At 44.8% G+C, this 14,396-nt stretch carries 13 protein-coding genes; 9 read left to right on the top strand and 4 right to left on the bottom strand.

The genetic code is table 11. The annotated features are described in order from the left end of the window. The first annotated feature begins 79 nt into the window (after positions 1-79). Complete coding sequence (locus R7Q47_RS06540) at positions 80-736, top strand: pyridoxamine 5'-phosphate oxidase family protein (protein ID WP_248486474.1); 657 nt, start codon at positions 80-82, stop codon at positions 734-736. Here the strand turns inward: R7Q47_RS06540 and R7Q47_RS06535 are convergent. Then, complete coding sequence (locus R7Q47_RS06535; protein WP_248486476.1) at positions 717-2,039, bottom strand: ATP-binding protein; 1,323 nt, start codon at positions 2,037-2,039, stop codon at positions 717-719. The two genes, R7Q47_RS06540 and R7Q47_RS06535, sit on opposite strands and share 20 nt — an antisense overlap. A gap of 3 nt (positions 2,040-2,042) precedes the next feature. Continuing rightward, positions 2,043-2,735, bottom strand: a complete 693-nt coding sequence (locus R7Q47_RS06530; protein ID WP_005373624.1) for a response regulator transcription factor — start codon at positions 2,733-2,735, stop codon at positions 2,043-2,045. Between the two features lie 366 nt (positions 2,736-3,101). Here R7Q47_RS06530 and R7Q47_RS06525 point away from each other — a divergent pair, with 366 nt between their 5' ends. Beyond that, positions 3,102-4,643 (top strand): hypothetical protein, encoded by a 1,542-nt coding sequence (locus R7Q47_RS06525; protein WP_248486479.1) that lies wholly within the window; start codon positions 3,102-3,104, stop codon positions 4,641-4,643. A 12-nt stretch (positions 4,644-4,655) separates the two neighbouring features. Beyond that, positions 4,656-5,345 carry a hypothetical protein gene (locus tag R7Q47_RS06520; RefSeq protein WP_080276951.1) on the top strand — a complete coding sequence of 230 codons (690 nt, stop codon included), beginning with the start codon at positions 4,656-4,658 and terminating at the stop codon, positions 5,343-5,345. A gap of 91 nt (positions 5,346-5,436) precedes the next feature. On the opposite strand, the gene R7Q47_RS06515 is transcribed toward R7Q47_RS06520, so the two are convergent. Then, entirely contained in the window at positions 5,437-6,438 is a 1,002-nt protein-coding gene (locus R7Q47_RS06515; RefSeq protein ID WP_053304538.1) for an AraC family transcriptional regulator, read from the bottom strand. 107 nt (positions 6,439-6,545) lie between these two features. Between R7Q47_RS06515 and R7Q47_RS06510 the strand changes: the two genes are divergently transcribed. Both R7Q47_RS06510 and R7Q47_RS06505 read left to right on the top strand, forming a co-directional pair. Further along, positions 6,546-6,872, top strand: a complete 327-nt coding sequence (locus R7Q47_RS06510) for an MFS transporter (protein WP_017635162.1) — start codon at positions 6,546-6,548, stop codon at positions 6,870-6,872. After that, positions 6,872-8,095, top strand: coding sequence for an HlyD family secretion protein (locus R7Q47_RS06505; protein ID WP_054577755.1), 1,224 nt, complete (start codon positions 6,872-6,874; stop codon positions 8,093-8,095). Before R7Q47_RS06510 ends, R7Q47_RS06505 begins: the two co-directional genes overlap by 1 nt. Before the next feature lie 16 nt (positions 8,096-8,111). Here the strand turns inward: R7Q47_RS06505 and R7Q47_RS26880 are convergent, their stop codons facing one another. Further along, positions 8,112-8,249 (bottom strand): hypothetical protein, encoded by a 138-nt coding sequence (locus R7Q47_RS26880; RefSeq protein ID WP_411912869.1) that lies wholly within the window; start codon positions 8,247-8,249, stop codon positions 8,112-8,114. On the opposite strand from R7Q47_RS26880, the gene R7Q47_RS06500 reads away from it, so the two are divergent. The 4 genes from R7Q47_RS06500 (at position 8,197) to R7Q47_RS06485 (ending at position 14,308) form a co-directional block, all read left to right on the top strand. After that, the gene (locus R7Q47_RS06500) at positions 8,197-9,519 is read left to right on the top strand and encodes an ABC1 kinase family protein (protein WP_248486481.1); all 1,323 of its coding nucleotides are present in this window, start codon (positions 8,197-8,199) and stop codon (positions 9,517-9,519) included. The genes R7Q47_RS26880 and R7Q47_RS06500 overlap by 53 nt on opposite strands. A 112-nt stretch (positions 9,520-9,631) precedes the next feature. After that, on the top strand, positions 9,632-10,978 hold the full coding sequence (locus R7Q47_RS06495) for a magnesium transporter (protein WP_186585461.1): 1,347 nt from the start codon (positions 9,632-9,634) through the stop codon (positions 10,976-10,978). Positions 10,979-11,782: 804 nt separating this feature from the next. Beyond that, positions 11,783-13,021 carry a cytosine permease gene (gene codB, locus R7Q47_RS06490; RefSeq protein WP_047101164.1) on the top strand — a complete coding sequence of 413 codons (1,239 nt, stop codon included), beginning with the start codon at positions 11,783-11,785 and terminating at the stop codon, positions 13,019-13,021. 9 nt (positions 13,022-13,030) lie between these two features. Continuing rightward, on the top strand, positions 13,031-14,308 hold the full coding sequence (locus tag R7Q47_RS06485) for a cytosine deaminase (RefSeq protein WP_318088743.1): 1,278 nt from the start codon (positions 13,031-13,033) through the stop codon (positions 14,306-14,308). Positions 14,309-14,396: the final 88 nt, after the last annotated feature.

The raw sequence follows: 14,396 nt of genomic DNA, 5'->3' as shown, positions 1-14,396 counted from the left end.
AAGCTACCAGTTAAACGCTACATTGCAATCAAAGAATGAGGATCAATCGCTCGTAATCGTGAGCAAACAAGGAGAGAAAATGCTATCCAACACCAATAGAACGGAAATTAAGAAAGGCGCACATAAAGCCGTCTCTGATGTAAGCAAACTGCACGCCATCATAGATGAAAGCCTAATCGCTCATATTGCGATAACCAACGAGTCAGGCCCTGTGGTCATCCCTATGCTGGCATGGCGTGTCGATGATTACGTGTATATCCATGGTGCCAACAACAGTCGACTGTTACGCTCACTCAAACAAGGAGTGCAAACGTGCTTAACCTTTACTTTGTTTGATGGTTGGGTATTGGCTCGAAGTGCGTTTCACCACAGTGCGCATTATCGCAGTGCTGTGGTCTTTGGCCAGTTTGAGGTGGTGGAAGATAACCAAGAGAAAGACAGGTTGCTGAATCACTTTATTGAACAGATCGCTCCGGGGAGAACAGAACAAGTCCGTTTGAGTAATGAAAAAGAACTCAAAGCCACCATGCTACTGCGTATCCCGCTCACGGAGGCATCAGTGAAAATCAGCAATTTTGGCGTCAACGACGACGCAGAAGACATGGACATTCCTGTTTGGGCAGGTGTCCTACCCTACCGAACCGTCGTAGGTCCGCTGCAAGCTTGTGGAGATTTGTATGAAGGTATCGCTGAACCAGACTACCGCAGTGCCTACTCTAATCGTTGGCAGGAATAAGCACCGTAAAACGTGCGCCGCCTAAGTGACTCTCGCCGACGGAAAGCTCCCAACCCAGTTGCCGCGCTGCACTGGTAGCGATAGCAAGCCCTAAACCAAAGCCTTTCACGTCGGCGTTGCGGCTTTTATCTAAACGTGAAAATGGCATAAATACTTCTTCTCGCATCGCTTCAGGTATGCCCGGACCATCGTCCTCAATATCGATGCTCCAGCAATCCGCTGCCATTCGAATCGTCACCTCAACGCAGGATTCACCGTAACGCTTGGCGTTTTGCAATAAATTATCGAGGACGAGGTTACCCAAAGTAGGCTGAAAGTGAATCAATTGGTTCGCGAGTTCCTTTTCTGCTCTCAACATGGCGGACTCTAAGCCTAGGTAATTCATGCGGCTTTTACACCAAAGAGGCAGTTCCATGGTTTCAACAGAATCGCTCAAAGAATGGTTTTTCACACTCAAGCGAGACAGCATGACAATGTCGGATGTTAAATCCGTCACTACATCAACGTATCGTTCAATATCGTCATGTAACTCTGCCTGCATTTCACCACTCGTGCGTCGAGCTAAATCCGTCGCTAGCTGAATACGACTCAGCGGAGTGCGCACTTCATGAGGAATAGCTTGAGTAAAGATGTGTGTTTGGCGTACTCGTCTCTCAATCTCTTCAGACATGCAGTTGAAGCCTTGGGCGAGCTCTTTCACGGGTTGCGAAAATTGCTTTAGCTCGACTCGCGTATTCAACTCACCAGAACCAAATTGTTGTTGCGCAGCCGTTAGTTGCCGAATTTGGCGGTCAAGACGTCGTACAGGTATGTAAACCATAATGCCTAAACTGCATACAACAACCAAAAGTAGAGTAAGTATAAATACAATCTCAGAATCTTCATTCCAATCAACGTGTGGGCTAAAGAAATCCGTTTTTTCTTTGAAAACTAAACTCTTCGAAGTGTTAGGCAAAGGGAATACCGCAGCATAGGTACTGCCATCAATAAGATAAACAGGTATCCCTTGCATACGGTACAGCAGATTACAATCTCGACAAGGCGGTGATCCGTCCCAGTTTTCAACCAATGTTAAATCAAAGATAAAGAAATCTTGCTTGCCGTTTTCGGTTAACTTCTTGTAGAGAGAATCCGGAGTGCCTCGTTGCTCAATGTATTGACCGACAAAATAAGCACCGTCACTCAAAAAAACACCGACTTCTGTTTTGCGCATGTACTCTTCCCCCATAAAGAGAAACAAAGCAACAGTCAGCGCAAGGCCAGTTACTAACCCCACATATAGACGAGTAAACAGGGAAAACATGCGTCATTTACCTGTCAGCATGTAGCCGTGGTGACGTATGGTTTTAATGGTAGCCGTATGGATATGAGCCTTGGAGAATTTCTTCCTTAGCGAGGATATACGCATATCAATCGAACGATCAGTAATACAGTATTCAATGCCTCGGGCAAGACGGCAACATGATTCACGAGATACTGGCTTATCGACATTCAGCATCAGGAGCTCTAAAATTTCAAACTCAGAACTCGTTAAACCAATATCTTTTTGCAAATAAAATGCCTGGGAGCGACGAAGACAAAGACTAATGCCATATCGGCTCAGCTTTTCTTCTTCAACGATATCAACTTGACGACAATAGCGACGCAACGCTGCTTCAATACGGGCGAGAAGGATATTGCCTTTTATCGGTTTGGTAAGGTAATCATCAGCACCAAACTTAAATAAGCTCACCTCGCTCATTTCATCATCGGTCGCAGTCAAAACAATGATAATACCATGATAAAACTTACGCGCCTCTTGGCATATTTCTGCGCCATTTTTTCCTGGTAACATCAAATCTAACAGTACTAGGTCCGGCTTGAGCCCCTTAATCGTTTCTAATGCATTTTGACCGTTATCGATGACAGTTACCGTATACCCTTCGGCTTCGAGGTACATTTTGGTTAATCGAGCAATCTCTGAGTCGTCTTCTACCAGTAAGATTGTATTACCCACCATGAATCATTTACTCCACCAATATGATGGAGGGAGTATATCGCTCGTCCTATACTGCGCAACCTACTTAAATGATAATTTTAATAAAACGCAGGCTTACATACGCTTACAAACCATACATATACGATAACCCTAATCATTCTATACCCCTTAAACCATGCAATAACCTGATGTTTCATTTATTATCAGAATATAGCTTCACATAGAAAATAAAATTCGGAATAAAAATCTACTATATTTTTAAACATATCGAATAATAGGTCTTACCAAAAAACAATATCAACATATATGACTTAGTTTGCTTATATAGACAGGACTTTATGTTGCTTCTAAGTTTCTTGCTCTAATAAAGTCTACGAGTAACATGAAATGAGATATTCCAAATTAACACCTTTAGCCATATTTTGCGCGATAAGTCTAACTGCTTGTGGCGGCAGTGAATCTAATCCGAAACCATCGACAACGACACCTCCAACACCACCAATGCCAACATTGAGCACTGTTACAATCCCAACTGTCGTTTCTACAGAGTTTCCAGCCAAGTTAAAAGTGGCTGCTGATGCTGGCTTCACCCACTATGTGAAAATCTCCCTTTCCGAAGCAAACAACAACGATACATTTCACATTGTGGCTGTTGATGACGGTGCGAATAATGAAAAAATCTTTCGTGCAGCCAAAATCATCCAACACCTTCTAACAAACCAACCAGACTCTAAGTACGGTGCTGACAAGTCTCGTATCGCTAAGACATTAGCCAAGCGTGATGCCACACTAATGCTGACCGAAAACGACGAACAGAATGATGAGATGTTAACCAAAATCTTTATCAACGAACTGATTCGCCAAGACAAATTGAACGATGCAGTTACAAACTCGGGCTTAGCACACTCTTTTGATACGAGTTCTCTAGAAAAGTTTGTTGTAAGCATGATGGTACTTAACGAAGATGATATGGATACACTTGTCACATCTATCGCGTCAACATTAGTAACTAGTAAAGAAACACCAAACTGGCTAAGGAATAGCCAATCTTTAATGTATCGAGAACTGACAGTTGAAGGCGATTGCCATTACATGAGTAATTTTGCCGATTACTGCGCCAATCTTGGTAAAAAAGCCGAACGAGACGCCGCTTTTGAAGAAATTTTACACTTGGTCCAAGCGCAAGGTATTGCACCTAACACGGCGACTGCGGCACTGCAAAATGACATTCAAGCTCATGCGTTAAGCATCTATAACGATATTCAATCGGGCAAACCGACGGTGTGGCGCCCTACTCAGTATGACTGGGACGATTGGAAATCGGACGACTTCGATCCTGAAAGTGTGAAACAAACGGGCCCTTCATATTCTCACGAATATTTTGCTGCCGCTTTTGAAGCTTACATGGGTGTAGCAAAAGCAAACGGACATGGTTTAGATGGCTACCAAGCGTTAACGCGTGAAGAAATGCAAACCCAAGATCCACAAGCCGTTGATTGGATCAGTGGCTTATTCCACGGATACTTGCAATATACCGCGAATATCGACTCTGCGGGCGTCAAGCTCTACACAGAAAAGACAAATCCAGGCACAGTACCTACCTTCCGTATGGCTCCCAACAAAGACGGTTTGATAGAAGCGTACACCTACAAATCTCAGTGGCTAACAAAAGTGAAGATCATTGGCGACGACGCGATGAATGTGATCGGTAATGATCAAAACAATACTTTTGAAGGCAACAGCAAAGACAACAGCATTTATGGTGAAGGCGGTATCAACACCTATATCGTGCCACACAAACTGGCGGAATGTACTGTTATCAAAGCAAAGAGTGTTTCTGTTGAGTGCCCAAATACAGGCACTGACGAGTTGTACGACATTCAGAACATCCAATTCACCGACCAAACCCTAGATGTAACCAAGCTATAAACAATGAAAAACATGAAGAAACTTATTCTATTCGCTCCCTTGCTCCTTGTTGGTTGTGGTGGCCTAGCCGTCATGGATCGTACTGATGCCGTAAAAGCACAACCAGAAATGCTGATCAAAACCGACGGTGATTTTTGGGGATTCGGTGCAGATGGCCATTTTGATTTTGCTGGTAAGTACAAAGGCAAGTATTCACGCAGTGCTTCTAACTCAAGTTGGTTTAACCGTATCTCTTTCAAAGAAGGTTCAATGGGCGCAGAAGTGACTCGTATCGACAGCGGGGAAACTTGGCTTTTGAACTGCACCGGAGGCGGTATGTCGGTTAACTACATGGGCGTCGATTTTGGTGGGAATGATCCTTACACCTGTGACATTACTCAAGATGGTAAAAAAGTCGGTGAGTTTGCGATGGAGCCAAAATCCGCTCTCATCGACATCAGCTTTGAGAAAAAAGAGACAGGCGTAGTGCGTATTGGTAGCACCCACTTTAATGTAGAAACTGTACATACTAGTCCTGACGCCATGATGGCGGTAGACATTCCATTGGGTTATAGCTTTAAGGAAGGCACACAAGAAATTGCCGCTGTGCAGACGAACGGTACCATTGCGGTACAGATGCTCCCTGAACTTAGCGAACAAAAAAAGGATGTAATTGCCATCGGCGCTGTTGCAAGTGCACTAAGTTGGCGCCCTAAAAAATAGCCATTACATAAAACAACAACACACAAAAAAACAAAGCCCTCTACTTTTTTGAGGGCTTTTATTGCTTGTACTCATAGAGATAAGTGGAGCACTACTTCTCTAATCTTCCCGTATACTGCTTGGGCGTTAATCCACGATGTTTCTTAAACATACGATTGAAGCTCGCCACATTGGTATAACCAAGGCGCGTGGCAATGTCATCAATACTCACGCGCTTACTCAACAAACCAGCTGCAATATTACTCAATACATAGCCAGAAACCGTCGAAAAATTGAGTCCTAATTTATGCAAACGACGTTGAAACTGCTGTTCAGATAAATCAAGCAGAGAAGACACGCGCTCTAACGTTGGCAATCCATAATGGCTGCTGTAATTCACCACTTCATAAATCACTTTCAACTCATCTTCTGGGTCGGGCATATTAAGCAAATCATCCAAATCGGAAAAACTCATCGCTAGACGGCTGTCTTCTCGATGGCTCACTTGGCGAGAAGCTAGTCGGTCATCTCCCGGGATCCATATCTCTGTTTTTGGCTGACTCCATTCCACCTCGCAGCCGAAATATTCCCGGTATCGCTCAGTATTTTTTCTCGAGCCTGAAACCTTGACACGTAAAGGCTGGTAATCTTTGCCAAGAAATTCGCGTAACACCTTAATCATAAATACCGCACAGCGGATACTATCGTGCACCTTTACTGACGTTTCTATAAACGGGTTGTGGTAAGTCCATTTGATGATTTTACCCGACTGTTCGCCAGCAAAAAACGCCCCTGATTGTAGGTTGCTCACACCATAATTCACTCGCCGAATGGTACTGGCTAAATCATTGCCGGAGAATAACCAGCGTCCCACTGGCCCTAGCTTTTGCAGTTCAATACCTCGGCTGAGACTCAACACCACATCCGGGTCACCACTGGCTTGTTCAACACAACGGTACCATTCCGCAACGGCTTTTAGCGGGATCAGTGTCATTGGGTTGCGAAACACCGATGCTGGGATCCCTAACTCATCCGAGTCCAAATTGTATTTAGATAACGCGAGGTTATGCATGTTTAGAATGCCCATCGCACGAATAAACCGAACCGTTTTCATAACCAATCACATCAAATTTAATCCTATAGTGATTGAATCTGTCACAAAGAAAGCCGCGAATCAAATTCAGATCACAATACGCCAACAGTTTGATAGAGGAGTGTTTAATGAGTTTACTGAGTGTCCCATTTGTCGGTACAGGCGCAGATACGGCGTTACATGTTGTCGCTGCTGTCGTTTTAATCGCGAGTGTCGCGGGCGCGTGTTACGGCTTTTGGAAAATCCATGAATTACCTATCAATAAAGCACACAGCAAAGACCATCATCAGATAGGGCTCATCACTGCGCTGACCTGGATAGGGTTTGTCTGGCACTGGGTTTGGGTGCTAGCCGTGATCTTTGCATTCGTTGATATGGAAAAAGCCATCATCAATCTGCGTGATACATGGAAAAGTAAACCGCAAACAGAAACACAGCCAAAAGAGGAAGCATAATGTTAGAAGGTTTAGCGGTATGGGCACTCTTCATCTATCTGTTGCGTTTGGTTGGCATGCCTTGGAACAAAGCAACCAAATCGTTCGCTTATCTTGGCGGCTTGGGTTGGCTAATGTTCGTCTGGGTAGGTTTGATTAACTTCACCCCGATGGATTTATCCGGCGGTTCTGTCGTGCAGTCACCACACATCCAATTGCGTCCAGATTCAACCAATGTAAAAGGTAAAGTTGACCACATTTACATTGAGCCGAATCAGCAAGTTAAAGAAGGTCAGCTCATTTATGAACTTGACCCAACGCAATACAAAATCGCATTAAATCAAGCGAACGTATCCGCTGATTCTGCTCGCGTTGCATTAGCTACAGCAAAAGGCGACATCGAGATTGAAGAAGCTAACCACGAAGCGCTAGTGCAAGATCTAGAAACATCAAAGAGCCAGTTGGAAGCGGCGAAAGTTGACTACAAATTGCAGAAAAAAATGCTAGATCGTTATGTTGAGCAAAACCGAGTAGTGCACAACACCATCACGGAAAGCGATATCGACAAACAATCGAGTGCGGTTGATATGGCACGTCACAACGTGTTGACCCTTGAGTCTCAAATCAAGAAGAAACAAGTCGATATTTCCCGTGCAAAACTGGCGATTCATAAAGCGGAACTTGCAGTTGAAACTAAACAAGCTGAACTGCGCCAAGCTGAAGAGCAAATTGCAAAAGCGCAATGGGATTTGAATAGCACAAAAGTTCATGCCCCAACAGATGGCTTTGTCACCAACTTTATCCTGCGTGAAGGTCAGCGTGTATCGATGATGCCGCGTATCAACATGTACACTAACGAGAAGTACGTGCTGATGCGAGTCAACCACCAGGCGATTCGTAACATCAAACCGGGTCAGCCAGCGGAATTCTCTTCGTCCGTTTACCCAGGTAAGATCTTCTCAGCGACCGTCGAAGGCATTGTTGAAGCAACAGGTGAGTCACAAGGTAATCTACTGGGTTTCGATGATTCCGTACGTGTCACCACTGGAAAGAACTTACAGAACAAACACCACTTTGTTCGTCTTAAGATTGATGAGCCAGAAGGCTACGACATCCCTGTTGGCTCTGTTGGCCTCGCATGGGTCAGCGGTGAAAAACCGATAGGCTTCATGGCCTTCTTAGATGTGATTCGCGGGATCATCATCCGAATGAAGTCTCAACTGTACTTCTTCTACTCTATCTAAACTCGCAAACCGCCAGTTACGCTGGCGGTTTTCTTTTCATTTGTATCCAAACATATCCTTTTCCCGTATAACAATTAGTTAGTAAATAGCGGAGAAGATTTATGTCGGCAAAGGAAAGAAGCCTACCTACCCATCGCATCTCAAGATTCAGCAAGTTCGCTTCACTTGCTACCCGTGTCGCAGGCAATGTGATTGCAGAAGGCACGAAACAGATAACCAAAGGCAACAAACCAAAAGCGAAAGACCTCTTGCTGACGCCACAGAACATCGCGCGCTTAACTGACCAACTTGCTCACCTGCGTGGCGCTGCAATGAAGCTTGGTCAAATGCTATCAATGGATGCTGGTGATGTTTTAGAACCTGAACTTGCCGATATTCTTTCCCGTCTTCGTTCCGACGCAGACCCAATGCCTGCAAAACAACTCAACGCAGTAATGGAAAGTTCGCTAGGAACGAATTGGAAAGCTGAGTTTCTGTCATTTAACTTCAAACCAATCGCCAGTGCATCAATAGGACAAGTGCACCAAGCTTACAGCGATGCGGGCGATAACCTAGCCGTCAAAGTGCAATATCCGGGCATACGGAAAAGTATCGATAGCGACGTCGATAATGTCGGTACACTGCTCAAGGTCGTTGGGTTGATTCCCGAGTCTGTCGACTACAAAGGATTGCTCGAAGAAGCGAAAAAGCAGCTACATGACGAGGCCGATTACGCACGAGAGGCACAATTTGCCATTCGTTATCATGACGCTTTGAAGGAGCACCCTCATTTTGTGGTGCCCAAGATTCATACTGAAAGTTGCTCAGACTCCGTTCTCGCGATGGAATTCATTGATGGCAGTCCGATTGAGCAAATCGAACATTATGATCAGAGTACGCGAGATTTTGTCATGCACAGCCTACTCGAATTACTGTTTCGAGAGCTGTTCGAATTTAAGATGGTACAAACCGACCCAAACTTCGCCAACTACTTATATATCGAAAACACTCGTCAAATCGGCTTGCTAGATTTCGGGGCGACCCGCGAATACAGCGAACGGTTCAGTACCGGCTATCGCCAAGCTTTTGCGTCTGTCGTGAATAATGACGAACAAGGCTTAAATGATGCGCTTGAACAAATAGGCTTCTTCAGCCAAACCATCCTTCCAGACCAGCGCCAAGCGATTCTCGATCTAGTGAAAATGGCATGTGAACCAATGTTAGTTGATGAGCCTTATGACTTTAAAGCCAGCGGCTTAGCACAAAAGCTTCGCGAAGCTGGCACTATTTTGAGCATGGAACAAGAATACTGGCATACTCCACCAGCAGATGCCCTATTTTTACACAGAAAAATCGGCGGAATGTACTTGCTGGCAGCCCGTATTGGCGCAAAAGTGAACATTCGCCAATTGGTACAGCCATATCTCACCATCAACAGCGAATAGCCTATTGTTTTTCTGTTACTTTCAAGTACCTTGAGCAAGGTTAAGATGCATAGTTGTGCATCTCAATAACATGCCATACTTCCATAAAACGAATTAACTATCGGGGTACTCGGTGAGCAAGTTTCAAGATCTCTCCACTCTAATCCAGCAAATTGGCCAAGCCGAAGAAGCGGATCAAGTCGCAACGCTCAATGAATCTATTGAAGCGGGCCTCGAGCCCGGCGCGGTTGCCCTGATTCTAGAAGCCTTTCCAATCGACGATCGTGTTCGCTTATGGCGAGCTTTACCACTAGAGCTACATATCGACGTGTTAACGGAAATGCGTGCGGACGTACGTTTCTCTATCATCAACGCGTTATCTGAAGTCGAGCTAAAGCTAACTCTCGCTAAACTCGACAACTTGTCGCTCATCGAATGGGCCGATTCGTTGCCAGAGTCGATCATCAGCGAAGCGCTCTCGTTGATAGAAAAAGATGAGTTGGAACTTTACGATCAAGCAAACGAGTATGCTGATGAAGAACTCGGCCACTGGGCTGAACGTAAGATCATCACCCTGCCCTTCAACATTACGATTGGGACAGCTAAGCAGTTAATGGAGCGCTATAGCTACGACACGCCTCAACAGGTGTATCTGATTAATCGTAATAAACAGTATCGTGGAACGGTCAACTACTTCGATATCTTACGTGGTGACCCCGATACTCGCTTAAAAACACTCATTATTGAGGCTGTGACGGTGCTAGACAGTAAAATGATGCTTCCTGAAGCGGTAGAGGCATTAGAACACAGCACACTGCCCGCTCTCCCTGTAACTGATGCAGACCAAACACTGATCGGTGAAGTCGATTGGCAGTTTGCATTGAGTACACAGCGTGAAATCTACGAAGCACGTTTGATGGCGGGTACAGGTATGGATGAAGGCGATGACTTGTTTGCGCCAGTATTAAAAAGCTCGCAAAAGCGCGGTGTTTGGTTAGGCATCAATTTGCTTACTGCGATTTTGGCTTCTGTCACTATCGGACTATTTGAAGATGTAATTGCGCAGGTGGTGGCTTTGGCGGTGCTCATGCCAATTGTTGCATCCATGGGGGGCATTGCTGGCAGCCAAACGCTCACTCTAATGATTCGTGCGATGGCGCTTAATCAGATCACCCCAGGTAACCGCTTCAAGCTTTTGAAAAATGAGTTGGGTATTGGCTCTCTGAACGGCATTGCTTGGGCGTTAATCATCGGCGGGCTCGCCGGATTGTGGTTTCAATCTCCGGTTCTTGGGGGAACCATCGCGCTGGCCATTATCGTCAATATTATTACCGCAGCTTTATTTGGTGTGCTGATTCCCATTATTCTGGATAAGTTTAAATTGGACCCCGCTTTGGCTGGCTCGGTGATTCTAACAACAGTGACAGATGTAGTTGGTTTTTTCGCCTTTTTAGGAACGGCGAGTTTAGTCATGCTTTAAAAGGTTCATTGTTTATTAATCAATCATTAGCATAATAGAGTCAAATTGCATAACGCAGTTGCAAATTGCAAACATACTCAAACTTTAAGCAACGCATGTCACAGAAACTACGTATTTTAGGGCATATTAAAGTTGGCACAGTAACTGCATTATATAAATCGACCCTTCTTAAGCCGAGGGTCACCTAGCCAACTGACGTTGTTAGTGAACTTGATTTTGTTCACATGTATATAAGCCAATCGCACTCTTTGCGGTTGGCTATTTTTTTATGTGGCTATTGCCCTCTTATCCTCTGACCGAGCTCGGTTGTACTTTTCTTGCCCACAACAGATTGTTTACTGTTTATAAAATTCAAATATTCGCCCAATAAACCATTAGAAATGTCAGCTTCAACAAAAATAAATCACCTACATAAAATAAAACCAAGAAAACATACCCAAGAAAAGAACAAATACCGTCCAAACCAAAAACCTCATCATGAAAACGTTTTCTTTTCATAGAAATCGACTGAACAATTTAGAGTTATAGATAAATTTAATCCATAAAAACAAATAGCAATTCAAAACATTAACTTCACATAGAAAATCTGTCTATAAATCATAGAAAACACGTAAAACCAAACTTTTCACTTTTAGAATTTAAAAATCAAGCTATTGTTATTAAAAGAAAAAATACACAACAAAAATCAAGCAAACGTTTAAATTGCAATTTTATCATTGACTATTAAATTTACATCACGATAATACGCGCCGTTTGCCTGAAATCAGGTGCTATAATTTAATGTTTCAATGTGCGGAGGTAATAATGGCTGGAGACAATAATTACAGTCTTGGACCAGTTCCCAACACGGCCAGAAAAGGCGTGGCATCACTTACAATGGTGATGTTAGGACTCACTTTTTTCTCCGCAAGTATGTGGACTGGGGGTTCTCTCGGTACTGGGCTCTCCTTCAATGATTTTTTCCTCGCTGTTCTCATCGGTAACCTAATCCTCGGTATTTACACTTCTTTCCTCGGTTACATCGGCGCTTCTACTGGTCTCTCTACTCACCTTCTTGCTCGTTTCTCTTTTGGTTCTAAAGGCTCTTGGCTTCCTTCCGCTCTTCTTGGCGGTACTCAAGTTGGGTGGTTTGGAGTTGGTGTCGCGATGTTTGCGATTCCGGTGCATAAAGCAACGGGCATCGATACCAACACGTTGATCCTTGTATCCGGTTTGCTCATGACCGCGACCGTTTACTTTGGCATCTCCGCACTGATGGTGTTGTCAGCAATTGCCGTTCCTGCCATTGCGCTACTTGGCGGCTACTCTGTCATCGAGGCAGTAAATAGCGTTGGTGGTATTGGCGAACTACAACAAGTTCAACCAACCGAGCCACTCGATTTTTCAATAGCTCTCGCGATGGTTGTCGGCTCTTTTGTCAGTGCTGGTACATTAACGGCGGATTTCGTACGCTTTGGTAAAAAGCCGCGCAGCGCCGTGATGATCACCATGGTGGCATTTTTCATCGGTAACTCGTTAATGTTTATCTTTGGCGCGGCAGGTGCGTCGGTGACGGGTCAATCAGACATTTCTGAAGTGATGATCGCGCAAGGTCTTCTTATTCCAGCTATCATCGTTCTTGGCTTGAACATCTGGACGACCAACGACAACGCGCTCTACGCATCGGGTCTTGGATTTTCCAACATCACAGGCTTACCAAGTAAATACATCTCAATGGCGAACGGTCTTGTTGGCACACTTTGCGCTCTCTGGCTCTACAATAACTTTGTTGGCTGGCTGACCTTCTTATCTTTGGCAATTCCACCGATTGGCGGTGTGATCATCGCTGACTTCTTCACGAACCGTAAACGCTACGCAAACTTTGAAGCCGCCCAATTCCAAAACGTTAACTGGGCTGGCATTATCGCTGTCGTGATTGGCGTTGGTGCGGGACACTTCCTGCCTGGCGTAGTGCCGATTAACGCTGTACTTGGCGGCGCAATTAGCTTCCTGATTCTTAATCCTATTCTTAACAAAAAAGCACTGGCTACACAGCCAGCGTAAGGAACCATCATGACAACACTACTGATCAAAAACGTAACGCTAAAAGGACAAGAAGGTCTGCAGCAAATTTTGATTGAAGATGGTCAATTCAAGCACATTGAAAGCAACGATGTGGAGCTTAGTCATAACGGTGACATCATCGATGCTGAAGGCGGTATGGCGGTTGCGCCTTTCTGCGATCCACACATTCACTTAGATACAACTCAAACCGCAGGCGAGCCAAGCTGGAACATCTCTGGCACATTGTTTGAGGGTATTGAACGTTGGGCTGAGCGCAAAGAAATGCTGTCGATTGAAGACGTGAAAGCGCGCGCAAAACAAACCTTAAAATGGCAGATAGCAAACGGCGTACAACACGTTCGTACCCACGTCGATGTTTCAGACCCTACCCTAATTGCCCTAAAAGCGATGGTAGAAGTGCGTGAAGAGATGAAAGAATGGGTAGATATCCAAATTGTCGCCTTCCCGCAGGAAGGAATTCTCTCTTACCCAAATGGCAAAGAGCTGCTAGAAGAAGCCGTCAAATTAGGTGCGGACGTGATTGGCGCGATTCCACACTTTGAATTCACACGCGAATATGGCATTGAATCGCTGCACTACGTATTCGAGTTAGCGCAAAAATACGACCGCCTGATCGACGTGCATTGTGATGAAATCGATGACGAACAATCTCGCTTCGTTGAAACACTGGCAGCATTAGCGCACAAGTTTGATATGGGGAATAAAGTCACGGCCAGTCACACCACAGCGATGGGTTCCTACAACGGTGCATACGCATCTCGCCTGTTCCGTTTATTACGCATGTCCGGTATCAACTTCGTGGCAAATCCATTGGTGAACATTCACTTACAAGGCCGTTTTGATGATTACCCAAAACGTCGCGGCGTAACACGAGTGAAAGAGATGCTGAATGCCAACATCAACGTCTGCTTTGGACACGATGATGTATTTGACCCTTGGTACCCACTAGGCACTGCAAACATGCTGCAAGTGCTGCATATGGGTCTGCACGTGTGTCAGGTGATGGGTTACGACCAAATCAACAACTCACTGGATCTGATCAGCACCAATTCAGCACGTACACTGAACATTCAAGACAAGCACGGCATTGAAGAAGGCAAACCAGGTAGTTTACTGATTCTTCCCGCAGAAAATGGTTTTGACGCAGTACGTCGCCAAGTGCCGGTTCGCTACTCTGTTCGTCACGGTAAAGTGATCGCAGAAACACAGCCTGCGACAACTCATATTCATCTTGAACAAGCAGAGCAAGTAACGTTCAAACGCTAAAAAGATCGGCGTGACCCGTCCTGATATGGGTTGACACTTTTTAACTAAAACGCTCGATGTACTTCATCGGGCGTTTTGTATTTTAAAG

Source organism: Vibrio sp. Vb0349, from assembly GCF_033338975.1.
The sequence above is the reverse complement of the archived record's forward strand: the minus strand, read 5'-3'. Positions and strand labels throughout refer to the sequence as shown.

Coding starts and splice junctions, on each gene's coding strand:
- R7Q47_RS06540 (WP_248486474.1), top strand. CDS start 80: ATGCTATCCAACACCAATAGAACGGAAATTAAGAAAGGCGCACATAAA.
- R7Q47_RS06535 (WP_248486476.1), bottom strand. CDS start 2,039: ATGTTTTCCCTGTTTACTCGTCTATATGTGGGGTTAGTAACTGGCCTT.
- R7Q47_RS06530 (WP_005373624.1), bottom strand. CDS start 2,735: ATGGTGGGTAATACAATCTTACTGGTAGAAGACGACTCAGAGATTGCT.
- R7Q47_RS06525 (WP_248486479.1), top strand. CDS start 3,102: ATGAGATATTCCAAATTAACACCTTTAGCCATATTTTGCGCGATAAGT.
- R7Q47_RS06520 (WP_080276951.1), top strand. CDS start 4,656: ATGAAGAAACTTATTCTATTCGCTCCCTTGCTCCTTGTTGGTTGTGGT.
- R7Q47_RS06515 (WP_053304538.1), bottom strand. CDS start 6,438: ATGAAAACGGTTCGGTTTATTCGTGCGATGGGCATTCTAAACATGCAT.
- R7Q47_RS06510 (WP_017635162.1), top strand. CDS start 6,546: ATGAGTTTACTGAGTGTCCCATTTGTCGGTACAGGCGCAGATACGGCG.
- R7Q47_RS06505 (WP_054577755.1), top strand. CDS start 6,872: ATGTTAGAAGGTTTAGCGGTATGGGCACTCTTCATCTATCTGTTGCGT.
- R7Q47_RS06500 (WP_248486481.1), top strand. CDS start 8,197: ATGTCGGCAAAGGAAAGAAGCCTACCTACCCATCGCATCTCAAGATTC.
- codB (WP_047101164.1), top strand. CDS start 11,783: ATGGCTGGAGACAATAATTACAGTCTTGGACCAGTTCCCAACACGGCC.
- R7Q47_RS06485 (WP_318088743.1), top strand. CDS start 13,031: ATGACAACACTACTGATCAAAAACGTAACGCTAAAAGGACAAGAAGGT.